8 protein-coding genes are annotated in these 14,413 nt (G+C 39.9%); 6 read left to right on the top strand and 2 right to left on the bottom strand.

Translation table 11 applies throughout. The features are described from left to right. Window positions 1–162 precede the first annotated feature (162 nt). Together VRK28_RS03655 and VRK28_RS03650 are read left to right on the top strand one after the other, a co-directional pair. A complete protein-coding gene (locus tag VRK28_RS03655; protein WP_332393381.1) occupies window positions 163–1,056 on the top strand; it encodes a cation diffusion facilitator family transporter in 894 nt (297 codons plus the stop codon). 63 nt (window positions 1,057–1,119) lie between these two features. Beyond that, window positions 1,120–3,906 carry a response regulator gene (locus VRK28_RS03650; protein ID WP_269407207.1) on the top strand — a complete coding sequence of 929 codons (2,787 nt, stop codon included), beginning with the start codon at window positions 1,120–1,122 and terminating at the stop codon, window positions 3,904–3,906. Here VRK28_RS03650 and VRK28_RS03645 read toward each other — a convergent pair. After that, window positions 3,881–8,332: an EAL domain-containing protein gene (locus tag VRK28_RS03645; protein WP_332393379.1), complete on the bottom strand. Its 4,452-nt coding sequence runs from the start codon at window positions 8,330–8,332 to the stop codon at window positions 3,881–3,883. The two genes, VRK28_RS03650 and VRK28_RS03645, sit on opposite strands and share 26 nt — an antisense overlap. A gap of 253 nt (window positions 8,333–8,585) precedes the next feature. Here VRK28_RS03645 and VRK28_RS03640 point away from each other — a divergent pair, with 253 nt between their 5' ends. From VRK28_RS03640 to VRK28_RS03625, 4 genes are all read left to right on the top strand, one after another. Beyond that, on the top strand, window positions 8,586–9,140 hold the full coding sequence (locus VRK28_RS03640) for an isochorismatase family protein (protein ID WP_063529724.1): 555 nt from the start codon (window positions 8,586–8,588) through the stop codon (window positions 9,138–9,140). A gap of 76 nt (window positions 9,141–9,216) precedes the next feature. Continuing rightward, window positions 9,217–10,683, top strand: coding sequence for a methyl-accepting chemotaxis protein (locus VRK28_RS03635; protein WP_062565746.1), 1,467 nt, complete (start codon window positions 9,217–9,219; stop codon window positions 10,681–10,683). A gap of 13 nt (window positions 10,684–10,696) precedes the next feature. Beyond that, window positions 10,697–11,182: a DUF6436 domain-containing protein gene (locus VRK28_RS03630; protein ID WP_082710915.1), complete on the top strand. Its 486-nt coding sequence runs from the start codon at window positions 10,697–10,699 to the stop codon at window positions 11,180–11,182. A 29-nt stretch (window positions 11,183–11,211) separates the two neighbouring features. Beyond that, the gene (locus VRK28_RS03625) at window positions 11,212–11,871 is read left to right on the top strand and encodes a hypothetical protein (protein ID WP_062565744.1); all 660 of its coding nucleotides are present in this window, start codon (window positions 11,212–11,214) and stop codon (window positions 11,869–11,871) included. An 86-nt stretch (window positions 11,872–11,957) separates the two neighbouring features. Here the strand turns inward: VRK28_RS03625 and VRK28_RS03620 are convergent, their stop codons facing one another. Beyond that, window positions 11,958–14,231, bottom strand: coding sequence for a CHRD domain-containing protein (locus VRK28_RS03620; RefSeq protein ID WP_082710914.1), 2,274 nt, complete (start codon window positions 14,229–14,231; stop codon window positions 11,958–11,960). Between the last annotated feature and the right edge of the window lie 182 nt (window positions 14,232–14,413).

Genomic DNA, 14,413 nt, shown 5'->3' with positions numbered 1-14,413 from the left:
CTTATTCGCTGCTAATTCCTTTCTTATTAGTAACACATCGTGCAAAAAACTTTCAAAAAGGGACTATTAACTAAGTTTTTAGTGCGTTTAAGTGCGCTGCGTATTACAATTGAGACTTTATATCATTACCGCATTTCCAGCTGATAGGTATTTCACTTCTTCATGACAGATATTACAACACACCAAGCATCTAGACGCCGCTTGTTGATTGCCTTAGCCATAACGTGCTCGTTTATGGTGATACAGGTTATTGGCGCCTATTATTCGAATTCGCTTGCTGTACTTGCTGATGCTGGGCATTTGTTTGTTCATAACAGTTCTTTATTCATCGCGCTTATTGCCTCAAGCATGGCGATATATTTTGCAAAAAACTTTAATGATGGCTATCAGCGCGCAGAGCTCACGGGTGGCTTGATCAATGGCATCTTATATTTAAGCATTAGCTTAATTATTCTTTATGAAGGGGGTGAGCGCTACCTTCATCATAGCGATGGTCATGATTTACAAATTAATAGCTATTTAATGTCGGTCATTTCAGCTATTGGTTTTTTGTTTCATGGTGCTGCAGCATGGGTGCTATACAAAGGGCGCAAAGCAAGCATTAATGTGTATGCGGTGTTTTTACACTCGTTTTTTGATTTAATTTCAACGGTTTCAACCTTCTTCGCTGGTATTTTAATCCACCTAACTGGCTGGGCCGAAATTGATATTATTTCGAGTATGTTGATTGCTACCTTTGTCTTGTTTACTGGGGTTAAAGTGATCATTCGTTGTATTCAAGGTTTACTTGAGAACAGAAGTAAGCTGCCGAATGTAGCTGATATTGAACAAAGCATTGCCTCTGTTGAGCACGTAGAAAATGTCCACAATGTTACGGTAATGCGCCAAGATAAAGACATTATTGTAGGCGCGCACGTTGTTTTAAAACAGCATTGTACTGTTGAAAAGCACGACGAAGCATGTCGCTTAAAGGTCGAAAAACTATTGCAATCGCGCTTTAAAATTGGAAAAAGTGTGCTGCAAATAGAAAGTCATGAATGCCACCATGTTAATTAAAGTGGCAAAAAGTTTAATTTTCTTTTAATTTAAAGGTATCACTATGAAGTTAGGATACCTTTTTTGCTTCAAAATAAGCCTTCATATTTCAACTTTTTAGCCGCAGTACTGCTTGGTTGTATTGCGGGAGTTGTTAATTTATTACCAATTTGGTTTTTAGATAGCTCAGAATTTCTTCTTGGTCAGTTTTTTGTGATCTTAAGCTTGCTGCTATTCGGTTGGCGGTTCGCAATAATCACCTTTATTTTAAGTACAGGGTTTATTTTTTACCGCTGGGGGCATGCTTGGCCGTCCATTGTATTTGCCTTAGAATTGATCTGCTTGCAGGTATTCTGTTTGTCAAAAGCACGGCCAGTTTTTTTACGAGGCATGCTGTTTTGGTTTGTAATTGGTTTACCTCTACTTTGGAGTTTTGGCCATTTCTTTTTAGGTCTTCCAATTTTAACCATTGCCATCGCACTTGCTAAATACTGCTTAAATGCGGCAATTTACTTATCTGTTATTGATTTACTGAGTTTTTTCTTTAGTCGCTATTCGTGGCATAAACATTATTCGTCGCTCTATAAAATACTTAACTATGTTGTTACTTTGCTAGTTGTGTTGGTAGTCATATTAACCTCTGTAGTACTAACCAATAACCATTATGCGCGCATTGAGTATGAGATAAATGCACAGTTAAAAGAAAAAGCCAAAGAAATCGCACGCACAATTGATGGTCACCTCGATCACCATAAAAAAGGGGTGGTACTTACTGCCAGAAGTATAGCCAATGGAGTTCCTCGTCAAATTGCCCTTGAAAATATGGCAAATCTATACCCTGATTTTAGAACACAAATCATTGTTGATGCCCTTGCTGATGTCACTCACTTTTATCCACAATCGTTAGCGATTAGTTTGCAGCAGTCAAACATTCGCGCCAATGTGGCAGATAGAGATTACTTTATCAATGCGCCTAATAATGAGCTTGGTTATATCTCAACAATATTTAAGGGCCGCGGTTTTGGCTCTTTACCTATAGTTGCAGTATCAGCACCGATTTATATTGAAAATACCTTTACCGGCGTCGTTGAAGGCTCACTGATGTTTGATTATTTTGCAGGCCTTAGGCCCAGTCTATTTAGTCACCAAGGCGAGTTGTTGATTTTAGATGCCAGCAACAAAGTGGTATTTAGCACATTAGATGACTTTAAAGAGTTACAACAATTAACAGATGAAGAAATAGATTCATTTGCAGACGAAGCACGCTTTAAAATGTTTGATGCTGAGAACGAACAGCAGTTTTACGCCAGAGAAGCTCGCTCAACAGAGCATAACTGGATTGTAATGACCATGCTCAATCGCAAACATGCCAACAATGTTGCGGTGAGTGCATGGGGTCAGTCTTTGGTGATGATATTGTTCATTATTTTATTAACCAGTGTGTTCATAACGCAGTTAAGCCGCTGGTTAATTGCTCCTATCGAAAAGTTAGCTGAACAAATAGACAAATTTGAACCTGAGCGGGCAATCACAGATACCGACTTACCACAAACTTGGCTAGAAGTGAGTCGTTTGCAGTCGCAGTTTTCGAGTTTAGCAAATAAGCTGGCGCTTAATTTTAATCGCTTACATCAAGCGAATCACGAAAACGAAGTGTTGAATAACAAATTGACCGATTTTAATGCCCAGCTCGAGCAACAAGTTAATGATAAAACTAATGAGCTAGTCGAAGCTGTGCGCTTAGCGAACCAAGCTAACCGTACCAAGTCGCAATTTTTAGCGAACATGAGCCATGAAATCCGCACCCCGCTCAATGGTATTTTAGGCATGACTCAACTGCTATTAGAAAATCCTAAACTTCCCGAAACTGAACGTGATGAGCTGGCGATGATCCATCAAAGTGCCAATAACTTATTGTTGATTTTAAATGATATTTTAGATTTTTCGAAAATTGAAGCGGGGGCACTTAAATTAGAAAACCGCGCCGTTGAGATTAAGGCTTTACTGCAACAATTAGCAAAAGTATTTAGCAATACCAGTGTGAAAACGGGTGTCGAATTTAACTTAAGCATAGCAAAGGACATACCTGAGTATATCCGTTTAGATCCACTGAGGTTTAGCCAAGTAATCAATAATATTTTGAGTAACGCGGGTAAATTTACTGAGTCAGGTGAAATAAACATGCAATGCCAAATGGTCGATGGCGCTCTTGAAATATCAATTCGTGATACAGGCATTGGTATTTCAGCCAATCAACAGGCCAAACTGTTTACAGAGTTCACTCAAGCCGATATATCGACCACCCGTAAATATGGTGGTACTGGGCTTGGGCTAACCATTAGTAAACGTATTATAGAGTTGATGGATGGAGAGCTTTCTTTGGTGAGTCAAGAAGGTGAGGGCAGTGAGTTTACTGTTGCCATCCCAGTCACTGTGAGCGACGCAGAAGCAACGGCAGAACAAAGTACAGACAAGCCAACACTTAGTGGCATAAATGTATTAATTGTTGAAGATAACCCTGTCAATCAAATCGTGCTGCAAAAAATGATGCAAGACACCCAGTGTACTATCAAAATGGCAAACGATGGCCTACAGGCGCTTGAGCAGCTTAAAAGCTTTGCGGCAGATATTATTTTGATGGACTGCCAAATGCCTCACATGGATGGCTATCAATGTACACAAGAAATAAAACAGAATCCTGCGCTGTATGGCGAAGCTATCATTATTGCTATTACGGCGAACGCCTTTGAAGAAGATCAAAAACGTTGCCTTGTAGCGGGTATGGATGACTTTATCTCAAAGCCCATAAATAAAGATGAGCTTTATCGCTGCTTAAATAAATGGTTTAAAGCGCGTTTAGTCGATCAATGATTGCCTGAATCGTACTTTCTGCAATGAGGTCATCGGCCAGCATGGGTTTCGCGAAGTAGTAACCTTGTAAATCTTCGCAGCCCATCTCTGTTAAGAAGCTGATTTGCTCTCCTGTCTCAACCCCTTCAGCAATACAATATAAGCCTAAGTTCGATGACAGCGCATGGATGGTTTTAATAATCGATTCATTACTTTTATCTTGGCCGATATTACGCACGAAGCTTTGGTCTATTTTGATCACATCAATCGGGAATTGACTTAGGTAAGTTAGTGACGAGTAACCTGTGCCAAAGTCATCAAGTAATAGTTTGAAGCCGGCATTTTTAAGTTTTTGCAGCTGCTTAGAGGCTTTCTCTTTATCTTCTAAAAGCGTATTTTCTGTAATTTCAAGACGTAGCTGAACCGGCTTAACCATGTGATTATTCAAAATAAGTAATAAACGTTCAGTTAAGTTCGATTTTAAAATATGCGTCGGTGACAGGTTTAATGATAAATAAAACTGAGGGTTAGCACGCAGCATAGGTAGCAGCTCTGTTAGCGCTCTATCAAGGGCTTGCTCAGTCAGCGCATCGATTAAACCAATTTCTTCGGCAATAGGGATAAACTCAGCAGGTGATATAAAACCTTGCTCGTTCTTCCAGCGCATTAAAAGCTCAACGCCGTTTATTTTTTTAGTTTTAGCATTAACAATAGGCTGATAGTTATTAAATAACTCATCGTCTTTAAACGCATCTTTCAAGGCATTTTCAAGTAACAGCTTTTTGGTTAGCTGGTTATTCATCTGCTCAGTGAAATATTTAAAATTGTTACGGCCAGATTGCTTGGCGTGCATCATGGCTATATCTGAATTTTTAATTAAATCATCTGCTGTTTTCGCATCAAATGGGTAAAGAGCGACACCAACACTCGCAGAAATATTGATTGAAAAGTCGTCAATTATAACTTTGCTTGCCAGTTCTTCTGTGAGCTTTTTAACGAGCTCACTGAGTGTTTGCGGGGAGTGTAAATCTTTAACAAGTACCAAAAACTCATCGCCACTTTGACGGCCTATTACGGCGTTATCAGGTAACATTAGGCTTACTCTTTGCGTGATATCGCAAAGTAATTGGTCGCCGACAGCATGACCGAATGAATCATTTACAGGCTTAAATTTATCTAAATCAATAAACAATAATGCAGCTAGTTTATTGTATTTTTTTGCGTTATTTATACAGTTACTAATTTTTGTATGCATTAGGGAGCGGTTAGGCAAGCCCGTTAACGGGTCATAATTTGCTAAATAGCGCAAATCGTCTTCAGCGCGTTTTTGCTCTGTTAAGTCTGAAATTACAATTACATAATGACTAATTGATTGGTTTTCCTTGGCTACAGCCGTGACACTAATATGAACCGGGTGTGCAGGGCTTTTTAGCGTGCGAATAACAGCTTCTGTTTTCCAGTTTTGCTTTGGCTTAAGTGTTTTTAATACGTCTATATATTCAAGGTATTTTGCGCGCCCAATAGCCCCAATAAAGTCGCGACTAGTAAGCTCTGCAACATTGTTTGGCGTGGCGAATGCTTCGCCAAAACTCGCATTAGCAGAAAATGGTTTGAGTTGATTGTCTAAAATTAGCAACCAGTCGTTTATTTGCCCAAATGCTTCGCCGAGCACACTGGCTTGCTGGGCATTAGCGCGTTGCTCAGTAATATTGGTATAAATACCGGTTATTTTTAATGGGCGGTTGTTTTCATCGGTTGCAACAATACGACCAATGTCTTCATACCAAAGCCAGCTACCATTTTTATGTTTTAAACGGTAAGTGGTATTCCATTGTTGGTTATTTGTTTGCTTACAAAATAGTTGCCACTGGCTAGTTACATTATTGCGATCGTGCGGGTGCACTAAGCCCACAAACTTGTTGAGGTTTATACCATCTTTATATTCGGCATAGCCCAGCTCAGCAGAAAAGCGAGTCGTTCTTAAAAATTGTTCTACTAGGTTAATCTCCCAAACACCACTTTTAGTACTACTTAAAGCGAGTTCGGTTTGTTGTTGTGATTTTACAGCTTCTGCATGCGCACGGCCGATCATTTGCTGACGAGCACGGTATTGCCAAAATAGGAAAAACAAAACAGCTAAAACAATAATGACATAACTTGCTTTTGCAGAAGGGGATGACCAAGGTGCATGTGCAACATTGAATCTTAGTTGTCTAGACGCTGATATTGCATCGCTTAACTCGGTTGACGACGACACTGATAACACATAATCACCAGGCGGTAACTTAGTGAAAAAGACTTCATTGGTTGTTAGCTTGTCGTATTGCAGTGAGGTTGGCCCATCAAGGGTCACTCGGTACGATGTTTTATCTTTATTGATGGTATCAAAATTAGAAAAGGTGACTGCTAAGCCCATATCATCATAGGTGATCTGCAGAGGCGTATTCACATATTTATATGGATGGTAGTTAAGCTCTCGCGAAAGCAAAGTTACATTGGTTATTTCGGTATTTATATTACCAGCCTCTACAGGCGACGATAAAAAGTCTTCTGGTGAAAGTAAAAGTACGCCTCGGGTACTACCAAATGCAAGTTGTCCGTTATGTAAGGTGGTGTCGGCATCAATGTTAAATTCATTAACGGCTAAACCATCGCGAATAAAGTAACGGTCAAGTTCTAAGGAGCTTAAGTCAAGGCGGTAAAGGCCATTTTGAGTCCCTAACCATAAAAAACCAAAACGATCTATTTGCAATGCAAAAACAGATTTAGCTTTTAAGCCCGACTGTATATTAATACGGTGTTTAACTTCGTAAGTTTTAGCATCTATGCCAATAAGTCCTTCGTCAGCCGAGCCAAGCCAAAGCGTATTGTTATAATCCATCACCCAGTCATCAATTGTTGTGAACGCTAAAGGGTTATAGTTATCTGTTTGGTATATCAGTGTTAACTTTTGAGTCTGCTCATTGTAGCGGTACAATTTTCCAGACATACTCAGTACATATTCATCAGGATGATCAGGCAGTGGCTTTAAAAAAGCATGGGCATTAACTAGGTCAACTTGTTCTTTTAATCCTTTAATAGTGGTAAGTTCGCCTGTTTTACCATTGTACTTATAAAAATTTTGCTCATCTAAAAATGCAAATTGATCATTACCCATAGCACGAAAGCCCCAGTTTGGGCCGTAATTTATGAGGTGCATGGTCTCAGCATTGCCTTTTATAGGCACTAGTTCGCCGGTCTGTTTATCAAACAAGGCAAGACCTATGTATTTCATTAGCCACAGATAACGGTTGTTGTCATCAATGTTAGCCTCGGTAATACCATAAATACCATGCTCACCATGAAAGGCTTTTTCATCGTTACTAACTAAGTAGGGTGTAATATCTTTAGTAACTTGGTTGTACTTCATTAGGCCATTATCTGTACCTATCCAAACGGTATTGTTTTGATCTTGTAATACCGACCAGACATTATTGTTGAAGCGAGCTTGGTTATTTTTTAATTCAATATGTTTAAAACGTCTTGCGAGTGTTGACCAAGTAAAAACACCTTGTGAGCGAGAGGCAAGCCACAGCAGCCCTGTTTTATCAATCATGACATCTTGAATTGAATTGTCAGACATCAAAAACTTACTTTGTTCAAAGTTTAAGATGAACTCAACCGACATTGTTTGGCGATTAAATTCGAACAATCCTTTTTCTGTGACGATATATTCACCGAATGAGCTAACAGAATAGTCCCAAATATTTAAGTTAGGGATTAACAGCCTTACTTTATCAAATGCCAGTAAACGGTTAGCGTTAAAAGGGATATCAAACATGCCCTCTACAGTGCCAACAAATAAGCCCAGTTGCGCATCGACCCTTAAAAATTTTACGTTTTTATTATCTTCGGTGACCTGAGATTTATCGGTTAGCGGAATATGCGAAATATGATCATCTGCAAGGTTTTTTGAGAAAAGCCCATTTGATGTGCCGATATATAAAAAGTTGTCGTGCAGGGTGAGTGCCCGAACAATATGCTCTTCTTTATTGATAGAAAACTCATGCAAAAACTTTTTTGATTGCTTGTTGTATGAATAAACGTGCTGAGCAATAGCGAAGTAAAAAAAGTAATCGTCTTCAGTGATTGCTAAAATAGGCGAAAAGAAAACATCTTCAGGGTCTAGTTTGCCAGAATAGATTTTTTCAACTTTTAGTGTTTTTGGGTCTATTAGAAAAGCACCTGAAAACTCAGTGCTGACGAAAATGTTTCCGTCGTCAGTTTTATGCATTGCGGTAATTTGTCGCTGATCAAGTATGTACTCACCAGCAAAAGGCGCTACCTGATAACCATCATACCTATTTAAGCCTTGATAGGTACCAATCCAGATAAAGCCTAAATCATCTTGCACGATTTTAGTTACACTGCCTTGCGTAAGGCCTTCATCGGTTGAAATACGCTGCATTTGCAAAGCATAGTTTTGTGCCAACGCCGAAGAGGAAAGCGTGAAGAACAGCAAACTGAAAATCAAAAGAAAAAGTTTAGGCACTGACTGATTAACCCTAAATTATTATTTGCGCATAATTTTTAACAAAATATAGCACAATTATGACCGTAATTAATGGTTCTGAAAAGAAAAAATAGTAATAAGGTCTACTTGTTGCTGAAACTGAAACCTATGCTATAACTAGTTCAATTATCAGCAATTTGAGAACGTGATGCGCCATTCATTTATAAGCCAAAAAAGTAATGCATTGTTATTGATTATTGACCTTCAGGCAGGGCTTGAACCGGTAATTAACGACTTTGGCTTAGCTGTTAATCAGACCGAAAAGTTAATAAAAGCAGCTAAAGCTTTAGATATTCCCTATTTATTTACCGAACAAAACCCAACCAAGTTAGGTAAAAGTAGTGAACAGCTTTTACCTTTTATAAGTGGCACTAACTGCTATCACAAAATACATTTTAGCGCATGCCAAGAGGTTCAATTTAACAACCTACTGGCTGGCTTTAACCGTAAGCAAATAGTGGTAACGGGTACAGAGTCGCATGTGTGTGTACTGCAAACATGTTTAGACTTAATTGCCAATGGTTACCAAGTGTTTGTAGTGGAAGATGCCATTGCATCACGTAACGAAAAACACAAAGAGTTAGCAATTAAGCAGCTATCGGCAGCAGGTGCTATTATTACTTGTACAGAAAGTTTGATATTTCAATGGCTAGAAAAAGCAGGGACTGATCAATTTAGAGCATTATTGCAATTAATAAAGTGAACCATGATGCGCATCAAACCGTATTGGCTCGATTAATTGTATTTTTGTATATTATTTAATAATTAAGGCTTTATCTATGACGAGTGTGCGCCGCCTTTTTACTTATTTGTTCCTTTTATTGTTTGTTGAATCTTTAGTTTTGGGTTTTATCTATTCGACCCTAATTACAGGTGTGGTAACCGGTTTATTATTGCTATCTTTACCGCTTTGGATGCTCCATCAATACCCAACGAGCAAATTAACAGCCCATGTTGTGGCTGCCGGTTGCATGATGTTTTCGTTTTTACACATCCAACAAAGCTACGGCTTAATTGAAGTTCACTTTGAAATATTTATTTTAATGGCCGTGTTGATCATGTTTGTTGAATGGCGCGTGTTTATTACTGCACTTGCTTTTGTGGCAGTTCACCATTTGAGCTTTTACTTTTTACAGATAAACGAAGTCGGTTTATACGTTTTTGACCCAGATCGATTGTATTTTAGCACCGTACTTATCCATGCCGTGTATGCCATTGTTGAAGCGATTGTAGCTGGCTACATTGCAAAAACCCTTCATCTTGAACGTAGTTCTGGCTTATCGTTAAGCACAACTACAGAGCAGATAATGGCCGACGAAAACAGCATAAATATTAGCTTAAGAGCGGATGATAGCCACAGTGAAGCCGTGGCGGGTTTTAACCGCTTACTAGGTTTTGTATCGAGCGTGATTGGTGATGTTCAAAGCCAAAGTAGTGTTTTAAAAAACCAGTCTAAACAATTACTTGAAGTACACGACGAACTGCATGAGCAAGCACTTAATCGTGAGCAGCTATCGACGGATATCGCGCAGTCAGGTGAACGAGTCGCCGAAGGCTTTGCTCATGTTGAACAAGAAAGTAATGAGCTACAAACACAGTTTGAGCAGCTCCATTTAAGTGCTACAGAGGCATTAAATGAAGTGGCGAATACAGACAGCAAAACGGCTGAGCTTGCTAATAACCTTCAAGAAGCAGATCAAAATATAGGCCAACTGGTGAGTGCATGTTCGCATATCTCAGAATTACTTAATGAAATTTCGTCAATTGCTGAGCAAACGAATTTACTTGCGCTTAACGCTGCAATTGAAGCTGCACGTGCAGGTGAACAAGGCCGCGGCTTTGCGGTAGTGGCTGATGAAGTTAGAAACTTGGCAACACGCAGTAAAAACACGACGGATAAAATAACTAATACGCTTGAAAGCTTGATGCAAAACAGTGCCTCATCAACTAAGTCGATGCAGGGTAGTGTTGCGCTTATAGAGCAGTTGTCGGCCATTAGTTCGCAGATGAAACTGCAAATTACCGAGATGACAGAGCAGGTGAATGTTGCCGCAAGTAGCTCACAATCGGTTGCTCATGTAGTGCAAAATCAAGCGGGTAATACACGTGCTATTGCCGAGAACTCACAAGCCTTAATTGCTAACCAAGCCAACGACAACTTGATGATTGAAAAGCTCACCGATCGCGTACAGTTAATTGATGTAAGTATCGATGTACTGGAGCAAGGTATTGCTAAATTCAAATAGCAAATGGCTGATAATGGCAACTCTACTTTGGGTTGCCTCTGTAGCATTAGCCTTGGTGTTTGCTTATTCTCAACAAGCAAGCACCTTTGATCCAGATAAAAAGCTAGCCACAGCTAATTGGTTACCTGCTTTTCAACAAAGTATGCGGCTTGACATCAACAATGCCGATACCTTGTACATTATTGATGAAAATACCTGTGTATGCTCAGAGCGCTCACAACCGCACATAACAAGCCTTAGCAGCTATGCAGCAGAGCAAGGTATTGAAGTAATAAAACTTAAACCAACATCTGCGGTTGCTGCAATATTACCCGCTCAACCTGCCGCAGTACTTGTTTCAGAAAATCAACAGCTTGTGTATGCAGGGCCATTATCAAAGGGACTCGCCTGTTCAAGTCAGAATGGCTTTGTTGAGCTAGTAATCGCAAACTTACGTGCGGGTTTTAATAGCCAGTTTATTAACTCAGATGCTGAGGGGTGCTATTGTGAGATTAATTGAGCTATTAAAAAAGCAGCGTTAAAATAAACATGAAATTAAAAGAATTTGATCTGTGGGCCTTTAAACAAGAGCTAGCCGAATGTAGAAAATTTATCTTATTTTCTAGAAGTGTATACGCCCATTATGAACGGTATTTTTGTCAGATAGAGACTAACGGAATTTACCGAGTAATTATTAAGTTAAGTGAATCGGATAAACGTGATGGGACCACAGAGTTAAGTAGTTCTGTGCTTAAATTTTATCAACCTTTTGATTTTATAGCATTTAATAGATTAGGTGAGAATGAAAAGAAACTATGCCTATTAGATACGTTGCAGCAAGCATTAGTTAAATTAACAGTAATGTATGAATGGCCAATAGAGCCGTTTAATCAAGCATATGCAGCGGTTTTGAGAGATAGTTTTGTTAACCATTATACCTTTCGAAAAAAGCATAACCGTAACAGAAAACTTATTGCAGAATTAGAGTGCCATCACGAATCGATGAGCTTTGATTGTTTTGTAAAAATCAAAAATAAAATCGGGGAAGTGCTGTTTTCAAAACGTTTATTTAGTGCTGAGCCTGATGAGTTTCTGTTTAATGGCTTACTAGGCGATATTAGATGGATTGATAATGAGACACTCGCAGTTTTGAATAAAGATAAGAGTGAATCAGAGCGGATTAGAGTGCCAAATATCATGAGCCAATAAAGTTAATGGTATAACTTTTTATGAAGTAATGTTCTCATGCTTAGTCATAAAAGAGGCCAAAAATATTGGCCTCTGACTTTATAAAATTATTGAATTTGGCCTCGTATCTCACCGCTTGGATTTGCAGGCGTATGAATGTTTACATAATGACCGCCTGAAGCTAAAACTGAAAAGATATCGGCATCTATCATTAAGCCTGTGCTACTCATCCAGCGATTCATATCATCACTGTCTTGTACAAGAGGAGCTAACACAGGGCCATTTTCACCGGCTACACCGGTATGAATGTGTGCAGCAGTTGCATCGATTACACCCGATGTTAATACTTGCAGCTCAACACTGTAATCATTGGTATTCACTAGCGCATAACCATCACCAGATGCATCCGTTGTGACCGCGGGTACTTCTTGTTCACCAGAAAGCGGGAAGGTTACAAACACGTAGTTGTCGGTAAGGATTTGACCACGTAGTTCACCACCTGGGTTAGCTGGAGTATGCACATTAACGTAGTGACCACCTGATGCGAGTACTGCAAAAATATCTGCACTGATCATGGTGTTTTCAGGTGTTTGCCACAGGTTCATGTTATCGCTTGATTGCTCTAACGCGGCAAGAACGTCGCCATTGGTGCCTATACGACCTGTATGAATGTGGGCAGCAGTAGCATCACTCACACCTTCGGTTAACGCTCTTAATTCTAGATGGTAATTATCCATATTGACTAAGGCATAACCACTACCTGATGCCATCGTATCAACCGCTGGAACTTCTTGCATACCACTGAGTGGGAAAGTAACGAGCTGATAGTTGTCTGTTAGGATCTGACCTCTAATTTCGCCACCCGTGTTAGCAGGCGTATGTACGTTAACGTAATGACCTCCTGATGCAAGTACCTCAAATATCTCTGCGTTGATCATGGTATTTGCTGGTGTCATCCACATGCCCGCGTCAGTTGTTGACTGCTCAAGTGCAACGAGTACGTCGCCATTCGTGCCAATTCGGCCAGTGTGAATGTGTGCACCTGTCGCATCATCAACACCCATTGTGTTTACTAATAGCTCTAAGGCATAGTTATCCATGTTGATTAATGCATAACCTTCACCACTTGCATCAGATTCGATGGCAGGAACTTCTTGCTCACCGCTTAGTTTAAAACTCGTAAAGCCATAGTTACTGGTTAGGATTTGCCCACGAAGCTCGCCGCCAGCATTAGCAGGTGTATGAACATTGACATAGTGACCGCCAGAAGCCAGCACTGCAAAAATATCTGCATTGATTTGCGTGTTGCTTGGTGTCATCCAGACGTTACTGTCGTCCATTGATTGTTCAAGAGCTACTAATACATCGCCATTAGTACCGATACGACCTGTATGAATATGCGCAGCACTTGCATCGTCTAAGCCTGACGTGACAACAGTAAGCTCTACACTGTAGTCTGTTGTATCAACAAGGGCATAACCATCACCATCAGCCATGGTGCTGACCATAGGCACTTCTTGTGCACCACTCAAGTCAAAGGTCGCAACTGCATAGTTGTCTGTTAAGATTTGGCCGCGAATTTCGCCACCGGCAAATTCTGGTGTGTGAACGTTAACATAGTGACCGCCGTCTAAAAGTACTGCCAGAGTGTCGCTGTCTATCATGGTATCTTCAGGTACAACCCAGTCAGTCATGACTTCGTCGTCTTGCTCTAAAGTCACAAATACATCACCATTTGAACCTAATTTTCCTGTATGGATGTGAGCTGCTGTAGCGTCATCAACACCCATAGTCACCGCACGAAGTCGTAATTCTGTCGTGGCGCTATCATAAGATGCATAGCCGTAACCCATTGCGTCACTGTCGTTCATAGGCACTTGCTGATCGCCATTTAAAACAAACGTGATGATGCTGGTTGTATCAGGCACAATTTGCGCACGAAGTTCGCCGTTTGCATATTGTTCGGTATGAAGGTTAATGTACCAATCGCCATCCATTAAATCAGCAATCAAGCTTTCATCAAGGTCGGTAATTGCGACTTCATACATACCATCGGTAGTGGCTTCAAATGCAAAAGCAACATCACCATTAGCGCCTAAATCACCGTCGTGTATGTGTGCTGCGCTAAAACCTTCGACTGAGCTTGCATCAAGTGTTGCACGAAATTGCATTAAACTTTCGTCAAGCTCTACCGTTGCAGTTGCTGTTTGCATTGAGTCATTCATTGGCACTTCTTGTTTGCCACTTAAAGTTACAGAATAGGTTTTACTTGGAGTGAATTCTTGAACTGGGGGAGGGGTAACAACTTCGGTATTATCGTCATCATCATCGCTACACGCGGTGAGAAAAAGTAAGCTGCTAGCCAGGAGTATGTATTTCATCGTTCTTCCTTATATCTTTGTATGTTCGGACGTTACGACGTGTCCATTTCAATAAGGCTTACGGCAGGTGTTTAAAAAGAGATCACAAAAGGTTATTTAAAAGTTAAAAACTGATTCTTTAGTATTGGTTTGTTGAAAGAGGGGATTAATAGTTAAAGTTTAATATCGCTAACTTTAAAGGA

The organism is Pseudoalteromonas sp. P80D2 (genome assembly GCF_036680945.1).
Lineage (GTDB): Bacteria > Pseudomonadota > Gammaproteobacteria > Enterobacterales > Alteromonadaceae > Pseudoalteromonas > Pseudoalteromonas shioyasakiensis.
This window is presented reverse-complemented; position numbering and strand designations above follow the sequence as displayed.